Raw genomic sequence first — 15,903 nt, forward strand, 5'->3', positions numbered from 1 at the left:
AACACACGAAACGTCACGAAAGGACCGGAATGGCTTTCGATTACGACCCGTACAAGTTCCTGCCCGAGCTGCCCACCTTCGAGGTGACCAGCGCGGACTTCGCCGAGGGCGAGGAATGGAAACTCCCGCAGGCCAGCGGTGCGTTCGGAATCCCCGGGGGCGGCGACGTCTCCCCGCAGCTGTCCTGGTCGGGTTTCCCCTCCGAGACGAAGAGCTTCGTCGTCACGGTGTTCGATCCGGACGCCCCCACGGCGTCGGGTTTCTGGCACTGGGCCGTCGCGAACATCCCCGCCTCGGTCACAGAACTGCCGACGGGTGCGGGTAGCGCCGACTCGGACGCTCTTCCGGAGCAGGCCGTCACGCTGCGCCACGACGGCGGAGCCCACGGGTTCATCGGTGCCGCTCCGCCGGCTGGACACGGCCACCATCGCTACATCGTCGCGGTGCACGCACTCGACGTCGAGGTGCTCGAGGGTGTCACGCCCGAGTCGAGCCCGGCCTTCCTCGGCTTCAACGTCTTCGGGCACGCCATCGCCCGTGGTCTGCTGACCGGCACCTACGAGGTGCGCTGACAGGTCGTGACGGACGGGGCCCGGGTCGAGTACGACCCGGGCCCCGTCCGTTGCAGGTCAGACCCGTGCGGTGGCGCCCACCGCGTCGGCGATGGAGCGGTAGCCGTGCGCGCGCAGCTTGCGGGCGATGCCGCGGTTGATGCGCCGCGCCCAGAACGGACCGCCGTAGATGAAGCCGGTGTAGCCCTGGACCAGCGACGCGCCGGCGAGAATGCGCTCGAACGCCTGCTCCGGGGTTTCGATGCCGCCCACCGAGACCAGGGTGAGTCGATCGCCGACCCGCACGCGCAGTCGGCGCAGCACCTCGAGGGAGCGCTCGGCGACCGGGGCGCCCGACAGGCCGCCCGCGCCGATCTCCTCGACACGGCTCTGCGGGGTGTTCAACCCGTCGCGGCGGATGGTGGTGTTGGTGGCGACGATGCCGGCGAGCCCGAGTTCGAGTGCCAGGTCGGCCACGGCGTCGACGTCCTCGTCGGACAGGTCGGGGGCGATCTTCACCAGCACCGGCACGGTGACGGTGTCCAGCACCGCGGCGAGGATCGGGCGCAGCGACTCGACGGCCTGCAGATCCCGCAGGCCGGGGGTGTTGGGGGAGGAGACGTTGACGACCACGAAATCGGCGAGCGGACCGAGCAGTCGCGCGCTCTCGGTGTAGTCCTCGGCGGCCTGCTCGGCCGGCACGACCTTCGTCTTGCCGATGTTCGCGCCGATGGGGACGGTGCGGCGGCGCTGACGCAGCCGGTTGGCGGCCTCCCCGGCACCGTGGTTGTTGAAGCCCATCCGGTTCACGATCGCCCGGTCCTCGGGGAGGCGGAACAGTCGCGGCTGCGGATTGCCCGGCTGCGCCTGGGCGGTGACGGTGCCGATCTCGGCGAACCCGAATCCGAGCGGCCCCCACACGTCGACACCGGTCGCGTCCTTGTCGAAACCGGCCGCCAGACCCACCGGCGTGGGGAACTGCACGCCGAAGACGGTGTTGCGGAGGATGGGGTCGTCGGTGACGAGCACTTTCGCCACCAGGGCGCGCAGCGGCCCGAAGCGAGTCGACCAGCGCATCGCGAGGAAGGCGAGGTGGTGGGCTCGTTCCGGCGGCAACAGGAACATGAGCCGAAGAAGATAGCGGTACACGAACTACTCCCTGCAAGCCCGGTCCACGACGGTCCGGGATCTGTTATCAACCAACGGTGGGTTCGGGGACGTGATGGGCGGTCTTGCGGCGGCGCAGCAGCACCCGCCGGCTCCCGTCCGGATACAGACGCACCCGGGTGAGTTCCCAGCCGTGGAATTCGGCGGAGATCGCCAGACGCATCGACGCGCTCACCCGGGACACGTCCCGGGGCAGCTTGAGCGGCACGTATTCGTATTCGTCGTTGCTGGTGTCCCAACCGACGGGCATCCGGGTGAGCCGGCCGAGTCGCTCGTTCGCCATCACTGTCCTTCGATCGGGATCCGTTGCAGTCCGTCACCGGTTGCCGACGCGATCACCAGTGCCGCATCGGCCGGATCGACGGCGATCGAATTCGGTTGCCGCACCGTTGCGAAGCGGTGGCGTTCTCGCGGGATCCCGGTCGAAAGATCGTAGCCCACGACCTCGTTGCTGCCGGTCAGAGTCACCCAGATCAGGTCCCGCGTCTCGTCGTAGGTCACAGCGTACGGGGCGGGGCCGACCGGATAACGCTGCCGCAGGACGATCGCGTCGAGGGTGTAGACGAGCAGTTCGTCGCCGGTGGTGTCGGTGACCACCACGCGTCCGAACGGGTCGGTGGTCAGCTGCGTCGCGCCTTCGCCGGCGCGCAGCGCGGGCCCGAGATGGGCGTCGGCGAGGTCGAGCTCGGTGAGGGAGGTCTGCCGGCGGTCGAGCGCCGCGACGGCGTCACCGGTCACGGCGAGAGCGTCGACGGAGGCGAGGCCCCCGAGGGTGGTGGCCACCTCGCCGGATTCGGGGTCGACGACGAGCACCCGGCCGTCGTCGGTGCCGACGGCCCAGCGGCCGTCGGACAGCACGGCCGCCGACGCGGCATTGCCGTCGACCGGGACCTCGGTGATGGTGCCGCCGGCGGCGTCGATGCGCAGCACGGCCCCGGACACGGGCGCGAGCACACTGCCCTCGGGGCCGGTCACGACGGTCGCGGCGGACGATGGCAGGTCCACCAGGCGCGGTTCCGCCCCGGCACCGTCGAACACCGTGTCGTCGAACAACGCGAGTCGTGCGCCGTCGTCGACGAGCGCGGCGAAGGTGCCTGTGGACGGTTCGACGACCAGCGCGTCGACCTGCAGGTCGAGCGGACGGACGTCGCCGGCAGGGGAGGGGCCGACCTCGGGGGCGGCCGCGGGAGTGGCGGGTTCGATGGTCTGCAGCACGTCCGGGGTGCTCTCCGACGAGCAGCCGGCCAGCACGACCATCGCGATCGCGCCCACCATCGTGACCGCTCGGATCCCCGCTCTGCCCATCGTTGCTCCTCGTCCTCGGATTCGATTCGCACCTGCCGGACGCGCTCCGGCGCCCGGCGCGCCGACCTTCAGTGTTCCTGATGCCGGTCGCGGGGAAGAAATCAGTGGGTCGTCCGACGGGCCGGATGTGACCTGCTGCTCAGGTCTGCGCCGACGCGGACCTGTCGCGGTTCGGTCGTCGCGGCAACACGAGCGGGGTACCGGTCTCGGGGTGGCGGCCGATCGCCACCGGGTACTGGTAGACGCGGCCGAGCAGCTCTTCGGTGAGGACGTCGCCGGGTGCGCCGTCGGCGACGATGCGGCCCTGTTCGAGCACACAGATGCGGTCGGCGTAGGCGGCGGCGAGGCCGAGATCGTGCAGTACGACCACCACGGCGTGCCCGTGGTCGGCGCGGGCCCGCACGACCTGCATGACCGCCTCCTGATGGCCGAGGTCCAGTGCCGCGGTGGGTTCGTCGAGCAGCAGTGTCTCGGTGTCCTGGGCCAGCACCCGCGCGAGCGCCACCCGGGCGCGTTCGCCGCCGGACAGCGCGGGGAACGGCCGGTCGGCGAGATGGGTGACGTCGCAGGTTGCGAATGCCTCGGCGACGATGCGATCGTCGTCGTCCTGCCGGGGGGTGCGCGTCCACGCGGCCCGTCCCATCCGCACGACCTGCCGGGCGGTGAACGGGAAACCGACCGTGTGCTGCTGCGGCAGCACCGCACGGCGACGCGCCAGCGCGAGCGACGACCACTGCTCGAGGGGGCGGCCCTCGATCTCGACGGTGCCACCGCTGATCGGATGATCGCCGGACAACGCCGCGAGCAGGGTGGACTTACCCGCCCCGTTGGGGCCGACCAGCGCGACGACCTCGCCGGTGCGCACCTCGAAGTCGAGACCGTGCAGGATCTCCCGCTCGCCGCGCCGCAGTCGCACACCCACCGCGCGCATCGTCGCGGTGCCGGGCGCCGAGCGGGCCGGGACGGCGGTCGCCGGGGATCCCAGGGAGCGGGGGAGCAGCCTCATGCCCATCCGCCTTGCTTCGCTCGGGTGCGGCGGAGCATCAGGAAGAAGACCGGACCGCCGATGAGGGCGGTGATCATGCCGAGCGGTAGGTCTGCGTTCTCGACCAGCGTGCGCGCCGCGAGATCGGCGGCGAGCAGGACGACCGCGCCGGCAAGCACACTCGCCACGACGAGCACCCGGTGGGCGGGGCCGAGCGCCAGGCGCATCAGGTGTGGCACGACCAGTCCGACGAACATGATGATGCCGGTGAAGGCGGTGGCGCCGCTGACCAGCACGGCGACCGCCAGGATCGACAGTTGCCGCACGCGTTCGACGTCCACACCCAGATGCCGGGCGACGCTCTCACCGAGCGCCAGCAGGTCGAGTTTCGGGGCGAGCAGCACCGCGACGAGCACCCCGGCGAGGGTCAGCGGGGCGACCACCGCGACGATGTCCCAGGTGGCGCCGCCGAGACTGCCGAGTTGCCAGAACACGATCTGGTCGCGGGCGGCGGGACTGGCGACGAAGGTGAAGAACGCGATGAGCCCGCCGGCGACGGCGTTGACGGCGACGCCGGTGAGGATCACCGTGACCACCTCCGTGCGTCCGTTCGATCGGGACAGCACATAGACCAGCACGGTGGTGATCAGACCGGAGACGAGTGCGGCGCCGGCCAGCGCCCAGCCGGCGGTGAAGGCGCCGCCGAGCACGATCACCGCGGACGCGCCGACGGCGGCGCCGGAGGACACGCCGATCACGCCGGGTTCGGCGAGCGGATTGGCGAAGATGCCCTGCAGCAGCGCCCCGGAACAGCCGAGGGCGGCACCGACGAGCATCGCGAGCACCACGCGCGGGAAGCGCACCTCCCACAGGGTCACCTCCCCGGCGGGGTGCGCGGGCACCGGGCCGAGGTCCAGCCCCATGCGGTGCAGCAGACTGCCGACCACATCGGCCGGACTCGTGGGCACCTGGCCGAGGCACGTCGACGCGACGGCCAGGGCGAGCAGGGCGACGACGAGACCGGCGAGGACGACGGTGGTGCGTCCCCGTCCGGCCTTCCGCAGTGCCCGTTCGGGCAGACCGGTCGCTTCGGTGACGTCTTCGCTCACGGACATCCGGCGATCACGCCCGGTCCGACGGGTAGAACGCCTCCACCAGAGCGGCCAGGACCTTGCCGGTCTGCGGGCCGAAGCTGAGCAGGGTCGAATCGTCCATGTCCACGATGGTGCCCGTCTTCCCGGCCGGAGTCTGGGCGACCCCCGGGAGCTGCGCGAGCCCGTCCGGTCCGCCCACCGAGTCGAGGCTGTGCGTCATCACCAGGATGATGTCGGGCGCCGAGGCGATCATCGCCTCGCTGGTGATGGGCACGAACTGCGAGTCCAGGCCGGCGAGGATGCCGGCGTCGCGACCACCGGCCGCTGCGACGAGCGCATCGGCTCCCGAGCCGGGGCCGCCGAGCATCTTGATCGCCGCACCGCGCAGATAGAGGAAGGCGACCGTGGGTTCGGGATGATCAACGGGGATCGAGTCCTTCGCCGCGGCGATCTCGTCGAGCGTCCGCTGAGCGAGCGCCGCTCCGGCTTCGGGGACGCCGAGCGCGGCCGCGACCGCCTCGATGTCGTCGGCGACGGTGTCGAGGGAGCGTTCCGGGTCGACGAACACCACCGGCACGCCGGTCGCGCGGATCTGTTCCTGCACCGCCGGCGGACCGATCGAGGTGTCGGTGAGTACGACGGTCGGGTTCAGCGCGAGAATCGCCTCGGCGTTGAGACCGTGCCCGCCGGGCGTGACGTTGGGGACGTCCTCGATCGCGGGGAAGGACGCGGTGGAGCGGCCGACGAGCTTGTCGCCGAGACCGAGCGAGTACACGGTCTGCGCGAGGGTACCGGAGCGGTCGGCCACCACGATCCGGGAGATGTCGGTGATCGTGGTCTCGACCCCGTCCACGCCGCGCACCGTGGCCGGTAGCACGGGATCCGGGTCGGTGGTGATCGGCTCGGGTTCGGAGTCGACGACGGCGGTGCGCGGACCGGTCGCGATGTCGGTGGCGGTCGTACCGTCGGTGGTGGGGGCGCTGCACGCGGCGACGACGAGGACACCCAGCACCGCGATCAGCGCGACCGGGAGGCGGAGGAGGGAACGGTACATCGGTCAGGCACGCACCCGGTAACGGTCGATGTCCCGCGCGAGGTCGGCGAACAGGGCACCGTTGAGTCCGTACACCAGGTTCGCCTCGTCGATGACGGTCTGCTGCTGGTCGCCGTCGAGCGGTGCGGCGTCGAGCTTCGCGCGGTAGGCATCCTTGAACGGTTTGGGCTTCGGGATCTGATCGAAGATGTAGAAGCGCAGGCCGTCGCGTTCGTAGCCGTAGGCGCGTTCGAGCATGCGGCGGATGATCTGACCACCGGACAGGTCGCCGAGATAACGCAGATAGTGATGCGCGAGGAAGGCTTCCGGGGACACCGCCGCGACCTGCTCGAGCCGGTCGACGTAGGCGACGGTCGCGGGCAGCGGCGCGATGCGCTCGCGCCAGTCCGAGCCGACGAGGAAGTCGAGGTCGGCTTCGAGCGCGGCGGTGCGGAGCAGTTCGTCGCTGAGGAAAGGACCGGCGATCGGGTCGTCGGTGTAGCCACGGCCGATCCGCTCGAGGCTGTCGTAGACGAACCAGGTCTGCGCGATGAGCGCGGCGTGGGCTTCGGTCGACAACTTGCCGCCGAGCAGTTCCGAGACGAACACCGAGTTCTCGGTGTCGCTGTGGGCCTGCTGGGTCTCGAGCCGGATGCGCTCGGCGAATCCGACGACTTCGGTCGCGGCCATCGACCGACCTCCCTCACATTGCCTGAACCGAATGTACTCGGCAGGCTAGCCTAACCTTCCGGAAAAAGGCAGGGTGCGGGCGGTGTCGCCGGGATCACGCGCTCACGTCGTCGAGCGCCGCGGCGATCGCCGGCGGCAACGCCAACTCCTCCGCGACCAGCACTCCGGTCAGCTGCGCGAGATCCCGGGCACCCACGAGTGTCGAGGCGACGTGCGGCCGGTCGCGCACCCACGCCAGCGCGACGGCCAGCGGCGAGGTGCCGAGACCGTCGGCGGCCGTGGCGACCGCGTCGACGACACGCACCGCGGATTCGGTGAGATAGCGGCGCACCTCCTCGGCGTGCACGTCGTCGGCGCCGCGCGAATCCGCCGGCACCCCCGACCGGTACTTACCGGTGAGCACACCGCCGGCGAGCGGCACGGCCGCGAACACACCCACGCCGTGGTGGGCCGCGGCGGGGATCAACTCCTCCTCGACGCCGCGGGCGAGTAGGGAGTACTCGACCTGCGTGCTGATCAGCGGAGCCGGACGCCGGGCCGCCCCCGCGGCGGTCGCGAGCTGCCAGCCGAGATAGCCGCGCACCCCGACGTATCGCACGCGCCCGCTGGTCACGGCGAACTCGAGGGCGTCCATCACCTCGTCGACGGGGGTGTGCGGCTCCCACGTCGCGACCTGCCACACGTCGAGGTGGTCGGTGCCGAGTTCACGCAGGGTCGCGTCGAGCTGGTTGAGCAGGCCCGAGCGGGAGCAGTCCACCCGGCCGGAACCGAGTGTGGAGGTGTCGATGCCGGAGCTGCCCGAGAGCACCAGCTGGTCGCGGGGCACCACGTCGTCGAGCAGTTCGGCGAGGATCCGTTGCGCGACCCCGTCCCCGTAGGCGGGGGAGGTGTCGACGAGCGTGCCGCCCACATCGACGAAGGCCGACAACTGGGCTGCGGCCTCGTCGCCGTCCGTTCCGCGACCCCACGTCAAGGTGCCCAGGCCGAGCCGTGAAACCCGCAGGCCGCTCGCACCGACTGTCCTGTATTCCATAACCGTCCGCGTTTCCTCCCGACACGACGGGACGTTGCCGCGCTCGGCCACGACCCCGGTACTGCACCCTAATGCGCGACAGGCGCGCGGCAGCGTCCGGCGCGCCGACCGGTCGGCTTCCACGTACCCTTCGGCGAGTGAGAACCGCTCCCTGCATCCGCGACCGCCGATCCGTCCCCACCGCAGCCTCCGTGCCGGGAGTCGCCGCATGATCGGCGAATCGATGACCTGGCTGCAGACGATCGTCCTCGGCATCGTGCAGGGCCTCACGGAGTTCCTGCCGATCTCCTCGTCCGGTCACCTGCGGATCGTGTCGGAGATCTTCTTCGGAGAGGACGCCGGCGCGTCGTTCACCGCGGTCACCCAGCTGGGCACCGAGGCCGCGGTGCTGGTGTTCTTCGCCGGCGACATCTGGCGGATCCTGCGCGCGTGGTTCCGCGGCCTGTTCCACAAGGAGCACCGCGCCGATCACGATTACAAGATGGGCTGGTACGTCATCCTCGGCACCATCCCGATCGGCATCCTCGGTGTGTTGTTCAAGGACGACATCCGCACCGTCGCCCGCAATCTGTGGCTCGTCGCCACCATGCTCATCCTGTTCTCGATCGTCATCGCCGCCGCCGAGTACTTCGGCAAGCAGCGGCGCGACGTCAGTCAGCTCACCCTCAAGGACGGTCTGATCATGGGTTCGGCGCAGGCGCTGGCCCTGATCCCCGGCGTGTCCCGCTCCGGCGGCACCATCTCCGCCGGTCTGTTCCTCGGGCTCACCCGCGAGGCTGCCGCCCGATACTCGTTCCTGCTCGCCATCCCCGCCGTCGTCGCCTCCGGTCTGTTCAGCCTGCCGGACGCCTTCGAACCGGCCGGGGAGGGGCTCAATGCCTCGGGGGCGCAGTTGCTCGTCGCGACCGTGATCGCCTTCGCGGTCGGCTACGCTGCGATCGCCTGGTTGCTGCGCTTCGTCGTCAACCACTCGATGTACTGGTTCGTCGGCTACCGCGTGATCCTCGGCGTGATCGTGCTCGGACTGCTCGCCACCGGCGTGGTCTCCGCCACCTGAGAGGCTGCCGACAGGCGGTACCTCTAGGCTGGGCGCATGACGGTCATCCTGCTGCGGCACGGACGGTCGACGGCGAACACCTCGCACGTGTTGGCCGGTCGTTCCCTCGGTGTCGAACTCGACGAGGTCGGCCACGTCCAGGCGAAGAATCTCGTCACCCGGTTGGCCGGGCTCGAGATCACCGAGATCGTGCGGTCGCCGCTGCTGCGGTGCCGGCAGACAGTGCAGCCGTTGGCGACCGATCGTGGACTCGAACCGGTCGTCGATGAGCGACTCGCTGAGGTCGACTACGGGCAGTGGACCGGACGCGAACTGAAGGAACTGGTCAAGGAACCGCAGTGGGCGGTCGTGCAGCAGCACGCCTCCGCAGCGGTCTTCCCGGACGGTGAAGGGCTCGCGCAGGTGCAGTCCCGCGCGGTCGCTGCGATCCGCGAACACGACCGGCGTCTGCGCGAGGCGCACCGCAAGGACGTCGTGTGGATCGCGTGCAGCCACGGCGACGTCATCAAGTCGATCCTCGCCGACGCGCTCGCGACGCATCTCGACAGCTTCCAGCGGATCGTCGCCGAGCCGGCGTCGATCAGCGTCGTCCGCTACACCGACACGCGGCCGTTCGTGCTGCGCGTGAACGACACCGGTTCGGATCTGTCCGGGCTTGCCGGGCCGTCCGAACCCAAGTCCGTGCCCGGCGGTGAAGTGCCCGGCGCGGCCGAGGAACCCGGCGACCCACCGCAGGGGCACCGACAGGAGACGGCACGCGGATAATGGCAGTGTCCGTCATGGCAGAGTGTGGGGACTCGAGGAGGTGTGATGGCCCGCGCGATACACGTGTTTCGAACACCTGATCGGTTCATCGCCGGCACTGTCGGTGAACCGGGCGACCGGGTGTTCTACCTGCAGGCCGTGCACGAGTCCCGTGTGGTGAGCGTGCTTCTGGAGAAGCAGCAGGTGCAGATCCTCGCCGACCGGATGGGGCTGTTGCTCGAAGAGGTGCAGCGCCGCTTCGGCACCGTGATCCCCGACGATCCCGAGGTCGACGTCAGCCCGTTGGTGACACCGATCGAGGCCGAGTTCCGGGTCGGCACCATGGGTCTGGGCTGGGACGCCGACGCCGGATCGGTGGTGGTGGAACTGCTCGCCGTCACCGACACCGAACTCGACGAGTCCGTGGTGCTCGACGACACGGAGGAAGGTCCCGACGCGGTGCGGGTGTTCCTCACCCCGGTGCAGGCCCGCGAGTTCGCGGCCCGTTCCGAACTCGTCGTCTCGGCCGGTCGTGCGCCCTGCCCGCTGTGCGGCGAACCGATCGGTGCCGACGGCCACATCTGCGTCCGCACCAACGGCTACCTGCGTACGCCCGGATTCGATCCGGCCGCGTGGTTCGGCGAGGAAGAAAGCTGACCGCGTGACGGCGCCGGACGTGCGGACCGCGCTGACCGACGGCGACCTCACCGTCGTCGGACAGATCGTGCACGCGAGCAACGCCACCCTCGTGTGCGACGCGCGGCACGGCGACACCGTCGTGCGGTGCGTCTACAAGCCCGTCCGGGGCGAGCGGCCACTGTGGGACTTCCCCGACGGCACCCTCGCCGGACGCGAGGTCGCCTCGTACCTGATCTCCGAGGCGCTCGGCTGGGACGTTGTTCCGCTCACCGTGCTGCGCGACGGGCCGTACGGACCCGGCATGGTGCAGCGCTGGATCGACACGGTCGACTCCGCGCAGGGCGGAACGGAACGCCTGGATTTGGTGGACCTGTGCCCGGCCGGTGCGGTTGCGCAGGGGTGGCTGCCGATCCTGCGTGCCCGCGATCTGGACGGCGCCGAGGTGGTGCTCGTCCACGCCGACGATCCGCGCCTGCAGCGCATGGCGGTGCTCGACGTCGTCCTCAACAACGCCGACCGCAAGGGCGGCCACGTCCTCGAAGGTCTCGACGGACACGTCTACGGCGTCGATCACGGCATCTGCCTGCACCAGGACGACAAGCTGCGCACCGTGCTGTGGGGGTGGAGCGGCGACCCGGTCGACCCGGTCCTCCTCGCCGACCTCGACAAGCTGCTGCGCCGGTTCGACGGCGGCTTCGCCGAGGAGCTGTGCGAGCACATCACCACCATCGAGGTGCGTGCCCTGCAGCGCAGGATCACCCGCTTGCTCGAACGTCCCGTGATGCCGCATCCGCGCGGCGACCGGCGCATTCCCTGGCCCGCCTTCTGACGTCCCAGCCGTTCGCCTACCGCACGCCCGGGTGCCCGCGCGGAGCACTCCCGCGACTCCATTAGGCTCGTAGTCATGCAATCTTGGTCCGACGTCGCGATCCCGTCCGTCCCCGGTCAGGGGCCTCCGTTGCGGTTGTTCGACACCGCGGACCGAGCGGTGCGTCCGGTCACCCCGGGCGACACGGCAACGATGTACGTGTGCGGCATCACCCCCTACGACGCCACGCACCTCGGCCACGCCGCCACCTACCTGACCTTCGATCTGGTCAACCGCATCTGGCGCGACGCCGGCCACGACGTCCACTACGTGCAGAACGTCACCGATGTCGACGACCCGCTGTTCGAACGCGCCGAGCGCGACGGTGAGGACTGGGTCGTCCTCGGAATGCGCGAGACCGCGCTGTTCCGCGAGGACATGGAGGCGCTGCGGGTGCTGCCCCCGCGCGACTACATCGGCGCCGTCGAATCGGTGAACGAGGTCGTCGAACTCGTCGAGAAGCTCGTCGCCTCCGGTGCCGCGTACATCGTCGACGACGCCGAGTACCCGGATGTCTACTTCCGGACCGACGCCACCGAGCAGTTCGGCTACGAGTCCGGCTACGACCACGACACGATGATGCGGTTCTTCGCCGAGCGCGGCGGCGACCCGGAACGTCCCGGCAAGCGCGACCCGCTCGACGCCCTGCTGTGGCGTGCGCAGCGTCCCGGCGAACCGGCCTGGCCGTCGCCGTTCGGTGACGGACGCCCCGGCTGGCACATCGAGTGCGCGGCCATCGCCCTCAACCGCATCGGTTCCGGCTTCGACGTGCAGGGTGGCGGCAGCGACCTGATCTTCCCGCACCACGAGTACTCCGCCGCGCACGCCGAAGCCGTCACCGGCGACCGGCGTTTCGCCCGGCACTACGTGCACACCGGCATGATCGGCCTCGACGGCGAGAAGATGTCGAAGTCGCGCGGCAACCTGGTGTTCGTCTCCAAACTGCGCGGTGAGGGCGTCGATCCGGCCGCCATCCGCCTCGGTCTGCTGTCGGGGCACTACCGCGTCGACCGGCCGTGGACGTCCGAGGTCCTCGCCGCCGCCGAGGCGCGACTGGCGTTGTGGAAGCAGGCGGCCGCGCTGCCGTCGGCGGCGTCGGCCGAGGACGTGGTCGCGCGCCTGCGCCAGCACCTCGCCGACGACCTCGACACCCCCAAGGCCCTCGACGCCCTCGACGGGTGGGCGACCTTCGCCGTCGAGCGTGGCGGCGACGACGCTGCCGCACCGGGCCTGTTCGCCGACGCCGTCGACGCGCTGCTCGGTGTGAACCTGCGCTGACGCGTCGGTGCGTGGTGTTGGTAGCAGGCATCACCAGGACCACGCACCGTAGCTACGCCAGCAGGGCGCGGATGTCGTCGGCGGTCAAGGCCGACGAGAACATCTCTCCGTCGTCGACGACCGACGAGAACAGCTCCGCCTTGCGTAATTGCAGCGCCCGCACCTTCGCTTCGATGGTGTCGCGGGCGATCAGCCGGTACACCATGACGTTGCGGGTCTGCCCGATGCGGTGGGTACGGTCGACGGCCTGCGCCTCCGTCGCGGGATTCCACCATGGGTCGAGCAGGAAACAGTAGTCCGCTTCCACCAGATTCAGGCCGAATCCGCCGGCCTTGAGGCTGATGAGAAACACCGGTGCCGCTCCGGACTTGAATTCCTCGAGTACTTTTCCGCGTTTGCGGGTCTTGCCGTCCAGATACAGGTAGTCGATTCCGGCGGCGTCGAGCCGTGCCCGGACGCGGTCGAGGAACCCGGTGAACTGGCTGAACACCAATGCTCGGTGCCCGCCGACGATCACGTCGTCGAGCTGTTCGAGCAGCGCATCGATCTTTGCGGAGCCGGCCTTGTTATGCGCGTCGTCGACGAGGGCCGGATCGAGGCTCATCTGCCGCAGCAGGGTCAGCGACCGCAGGATCGTGAAGCGGTTGTTGTCGAGGTCGTCGACGAGCCCGAGAATTTTCTGCCTCTCGCGCTGCAACTGCCGGTCGTAGACGGCACGGTGTTTCGGTGTGAGTTCCACCTCGAGTACCTGCTCCTGTTTCTCCGGCAGGTCGGTGGCGACCTGTTCCTTGGTGCGACGCAACATCAGCGGTTTGATGCGCTGCCGCAGCTGCACCAGCAGTTCGGGGTGGCTGCCGCTTTCGATGGGTTTGCGGTAGTAGTCCTGGAACTTCGTCGGATGGGGGAACAGGCCGGGTGCGGTGATCGACAGCAGCGACCACAACTCCATCAGGTTGTTTTCCATCGGAGTTCCGGTGATCGCGACCTTCAGCGGTGCCTCGATCTGCCGCACGCACTGATATGCCTTCGCCCGGTGGTTCTTGACGAACTGTGCCTCGTCGAGCAGCAGCATCGACCAAGCCCGTTCGAGATACTCGTCGATATCCAGGCGCAGCAGCGTGTACGACGTGACGACGACGTCGATCCCGTCGAACAGATCACCCAGCGACACACCGCGTTTGGCGGATGTCTCGGTGATCGCTACGACATTCAGGTCCGGTGCGAATCGCCGGGCTTCGGTGGCCCAGTTCGGAACCACCGATGTCGGCGCGACGATGAGTACCGGAGCATCCGCGGGTCGCTTCGCGCGAGCGTGGCAGATCAGTGCAAGCGACTGCAGGGTCTTGCCGAGGCCCATGTCGTCGGCGAGGATTCCGCCGAGTCCGTGCGTCCACAGGAACGTCAACCACCGGAATCCGTCGAGCTGGTACGGCCGCAGTGTTGCGTGTAATGCCTTCGGTACGCGGGTCTTCGCTGTCGCCTTCACATCGAGAAGTCCTTGCACCTGTTTCTTCCAGGCCGCGGCCTGTTTCTCGACGACACCGAGTGCCGCCAATTCCTCCCAGATGCCGGCCTGGAATCGGCTCAGCTGCAATCGATCCGGATCGTCGTTTTCGTGCAGCGCGCGGGCTTCGTCGACGAGTCGGCGCAGCTGCTGCAATTCGGGTTTGTCCAGCGACAGGTAAGCACCGTCGGGCAGCATCAGATACGAGGCGCCTTCACTGAGCGCCGTGAACACCTCGGAGAACGGGATCGTCTCACCCTCGATCTCGATGGTGATGTTCAGGTCGAACCAGTCGGTGTCGGCGGTGGCCTCGGTGGACAGTCCGATGCGCAGACTGTCGCCGACGTCACGGTAGTCGGCGGGAGTGCCGTCGACGCGCACGTGCACGTCGTCGCGGTCGGACAGTAGGGGCAGCAGATCGGACACCAGGCGTGCCGTATCGAGTGCTGCGAAGGTGAGATGCGAGAGCAGGCGCCCATCGACGGAGTTGTCAAGGCCGAACGGAGCGACGACCGGCCGGATCTCGGCGAGCAGTGCGTCCTCTGCGTCGCGGTCGCGGACGGTGTCGCCGAGACGTTCGTACAGCTCGGCCGTGTACTCGCCGTCACCGACTGTGTAGACGAACTGCCAGTGCAGATCGGCGCGATGCTGGGGATGGAACGTCACGTGCAGCACGAGCGTCGGCCCGCTGACGCTCGGGGCTGTGAACGAGCCGTCGGCGGAGGTGACGGTCGCTGCTCGTTGCAGGCGCGGGTAGTAGGTGGTCGCGAACCGCGGCACCTGATCTGCCGGCACGGTGAGCGCACCGCTGCTCTGCAGCAGTTGCTGCATGCCGGCGGCAACGGGGTTGCGGAGCTGCGCGAGACGGAACGGTAGATCTGCCGGCGCGCCGCCGTCGTGATCCCCTGAAGGGAGGTAGACGACGCCGTGGGCGGGGGTGCCGATGAACGCGACGGCGGTCCCGGTCGAATCGTCGCCGATGTGCAGGGCTGGGGTGACGGTCAGGCCGTCACCCGAATCGGCGACGTCGACATGCACATCGGCGGTGCCTGGCGGCGGCACCGCACCGTGCTTCTTCTTCGCGTAGCGCAGCTCGATCCCGAGGCGGTGGGCATCGTCGAGCAGCGACCACAGTCGCGGCGACACCGCCGACAGATCGAGGGTGGTCTGGGCGGAACTGTAGTAACTCCGTGTCGAGGCGTGTACCAGCGCTGCGAACTCGAGCAGCAACTGCCGATGTTGCTCGTTCACGTCGTAGGTGTAGGCCAGGTTCTGCCACGAGATGTTGCCGGACACCCACCCGGTGCGGCCGGGTCGCAGCACCCGTGCGGTGAGTGCCGGTGCAGGAGTGTGGGCGCGTTGTGTCAACGCCAGTTGCAGTGCGAGCGGCGTTCCGCTGCCGGTGTCGTGGTCCTCGAACATCGCTTCGAACGGTGCCTCCCACGAGGGAGTGGGAGAAGGCATGTCCTCCTGCGGGGTGAGCAGTGTGAGTAGAAGCGCCACGGTGTGCTTGCAGTCGTAGCCGACCGGGCACGAACACTCGCCGTACTCGAACTCGAGTCCCCGCGGTCCGGGGTGGAGCTGAACGACAGTCTCGTACATTCGTGTGCCGGAGATGCGTCCGAGACCGACGAGATTGTCCTCGTCGAATCCGCAGTCGACGACCGCGCCCTGCTCGGCGTAGCGCACGCCGCGGTCGAAGGTGGATCGGCCCACCGCGGCGATCAAGGACTGGACGAGATGCGCGAATGCGGGATGGCCGGACATGGGTGAGCAGTCTATGCCCCCACGTCGCGTGCGCGAGTTCGCCGTGCCGCCGTCCTGATCGAGGCCGCGCCCGACCGGCGTCGTGCAGGTGACTGGCGTGTCGCCTGTGCCGCAGCGGGATTCGACCTCGACCGCCTGCACCCGCTGGTCGCCGCAGCGCTGTATCCGGGTCGGTCACCGCCGCAAGC

Annotated in this window: 15 protein-coding genes; 6 read left to right on the forward strand and 9 right to left on the reverse strand. The window is 69.3% G+C overall.

The window, feature by feature from the left end:
* The first annotated feature begins 29 nt into the window (after window positions 1-29).
* Entirely contained in the window at window positions 30-572 is a 543-nt protein-coding gene (locus AC0LPE_RS11250) for a YbhB/YbcL family Raf kinase inhibitor-like protein (RefSeq protein WP_160875098.1), read from the forward strand.
* Window positions 573-629: 57 nt separating this feature from the next.
* On the opposite strand, the gene AC0LPE_RS11255 is transcribed toward AC0LPE_RS11250, so the two are convergent.
* From AC0LPE_RS11255 to AC0LPE_RS11290, 8 genes are all read right to left on the reverse strand, one after another.
* Window positions 630-1,700: a quinone-dependent dihydroorotate dehydrogenase gene (locus AC0LPE_RS11255; RefSeq protein ID WP_026061325.1), complete on the reverse strand. Its 1,071-nt coding sequence runs from the start codon at window positions 1,698-1,700 to the stop codon at window positions 630-632.
* Between the two features lie 46 nt (window positions 1,701-1,746).
* Window positions 1,747-2,001 carry a DUF5703 family protein gene (locus AC0LPE_RS11260; protein ID WP_006551956.1) on the reverse strand — a complete coding sequence of 85 codons (255 nt, stop codon included), beginning with the start codon at window positions 1,999-2,001 and terminating at the stop codon, window positions 1,747-1,749.
* Complete coding sequence (locus tag AC0LPE_RS11265) at window positions 2,001-3,023, reverse strand: NHL repeat-containing protein (RefSeq protein WP_490606220.1); 1,023 nt, start codon at window positions 3,021-3,023, stop codon at window positions 2,001-2,003. The genes AC0LPE_RS11260 and AC0LPE_RS11265 overlap by 1 nt, the downstream gene beginning before the upstream one ends.
* A 139-nt stretch (window positions 3,024-3,162) precedes the next feature.
* Window positions 3,163-4,035 carry a heme ABC transporter ATP-binding protein gene (locus AC0LPE_RS11270; protein ID WP_088899294.1) on the reverse strand — a complete coding sequence of 291 codons (873 nt, stop codon included), beginning with the start codon at window positions 4,033-4,035 and terminating at the stop codon, window positions 3,163-3,165.
* Window positions 4,026-5,123 carry a FecCD family ABC transporter permease gene (locus AC0LPE_RS11275; protein WP_490606221.1) on the reverse strand — a complete coding sequence of 366 codons (1,098 nt, stop codon included), beginning with the start codon at window positions 5,121-5,123 and terminating at the stop codon, window positions 4,026-4,028. Before AC0LPE_RS11275 ends, AC0LPE_RS11270 begins: the two co-directional genes overlap by 10 nt.
* Window positions 5,124-5,130: 7 nt before the next feature.
* On the reverse strand, window positions 5,131-6,156 hold the full coding sequence (locus AC0LPE_RS11280; protein WP_088899292.1) for a heme/hemin ABC transporter substrate-binding protein: 1,026 nt from the start codon (window positions 6,154-6,156) through the stop codon (window positions 5,131-5,133).
* Between the two features lie 3 nt (window positions 6,157-6,159).
* Window positions 6,160-6,825 (reverse strand): biliverdin-producing heme oxygenase, encoded by a 666-nt coding sequence (locus AC0LPE_RS11285; protein WP_088899291.1) that lies wholly within the window; start codon window positions 6,823-6,825, stop codon window positions 6,160-6,162.
* 94 nt (window positions 6,826-6,919) lie between these two features.
* On the reverse strand, window positions 6,920-7,858 hold the full coding sequence (locus tag AC0LPE_RS11290; protein WP_490606222.1) for an aldo/keto reductase: 939 nt from the start codon (window positions 7,856-7,858) through the stop codon (window positions 6,920-6,922).
* 211 nt (window positions 7,859-8,069) lie between these two features.
* On the opposite strand from AC0LPE_RS11290, the gene AC0LPE_RS11295 reads away from it, so the two are divergent.
* From AC0LPE_RS11295 to mshC, 5 genes are all read left to right on the forward strand, one after another.
* Entirely contained in the window at window positions 8,070-8,915 is an 846-nt protein-coding gene (locus AC0LPE_RS11295) for an undecaprenyl-diphosphate phosphatase (RefSeq protein ID WP_174479658.1), read from the forward strand.
* Window positions 8,916-8,951: 36 nt separating this feature from the next.
* Window positions 8,952-9,680, forward strand: coding sequence for a histidine phosphatase family protein (locus AC0LPE_RS11300; RefSeq protein ID WP_490606223.1), 729 nt, complete (start codon window positions 8,952-8,954; stop codon window positions 9,678-9,680).
* 45 nt (window positions 9,681-9,725) lie between these two features.
* Window positions 9,726-10,316, forward strand: coding sequence for a DUF3090 domain-containing protein (locus AC0LPE_RS11305; protein ID WP_006551966.1), 591 nt, complete (start codon window positions 9,726-9,728; stop codon window positions 10,314-10,316).
* Window positions 10,317-10,320: 4 nt separating this feature from the next.
* Window positions 10,321-11,127 (forward strand): SCO1664 family protein, encoded by an 807-nt coding sequence (locus AC0LPE_RS11310; protein WP_490606224.1) that lies wholly within the window; start codon window positions 10,321-10,323, stop codon window positions 11,125-11,127.
* Between the two features lie 75 nt (window positions 11,128-11,202).
* Window positions 11,203-12,444 carry a cysteine--1-D-myo-inosityl 2-amino-2-deoxy-alpha-D-glucopyranoside ligase gene (mshC, locus tag AC0LPE_RS11315; RefSeq protein WP_490606225.1) on the forward strand — a complete coding sequence of 414 codons (1,242 nt, stop codon included), beginning with the start codon at window positions 11,203-11,205 and terminating at the stop codon, window positions 12,442-12,444.
* A 52-nt stretch (window positions 12,445-12,496) separates the two neighbouring features.
* On the opposite strand, the gene AC0LPE_RS11320 is transcribed toward mshC, so the two are convergent.
* The gene (locus tag AC0LPE_RS11320; protein ID WP_490606226.1) at window positions 12,497-15,715 is read right to left on the reverse strand and encodes a DEAD/DEAH box helicase; all 3,219 of its coding nucleotides are present in this window, start codon (window positions 15,713-15,715) and stop codon (window positions 12,497-12,499) included.
* Window positions 15,716-15,903 lie beyond the last annotated feature (188 nt).

The organism is Rhodococcus sp. S3, assembly GCF_058211795.1.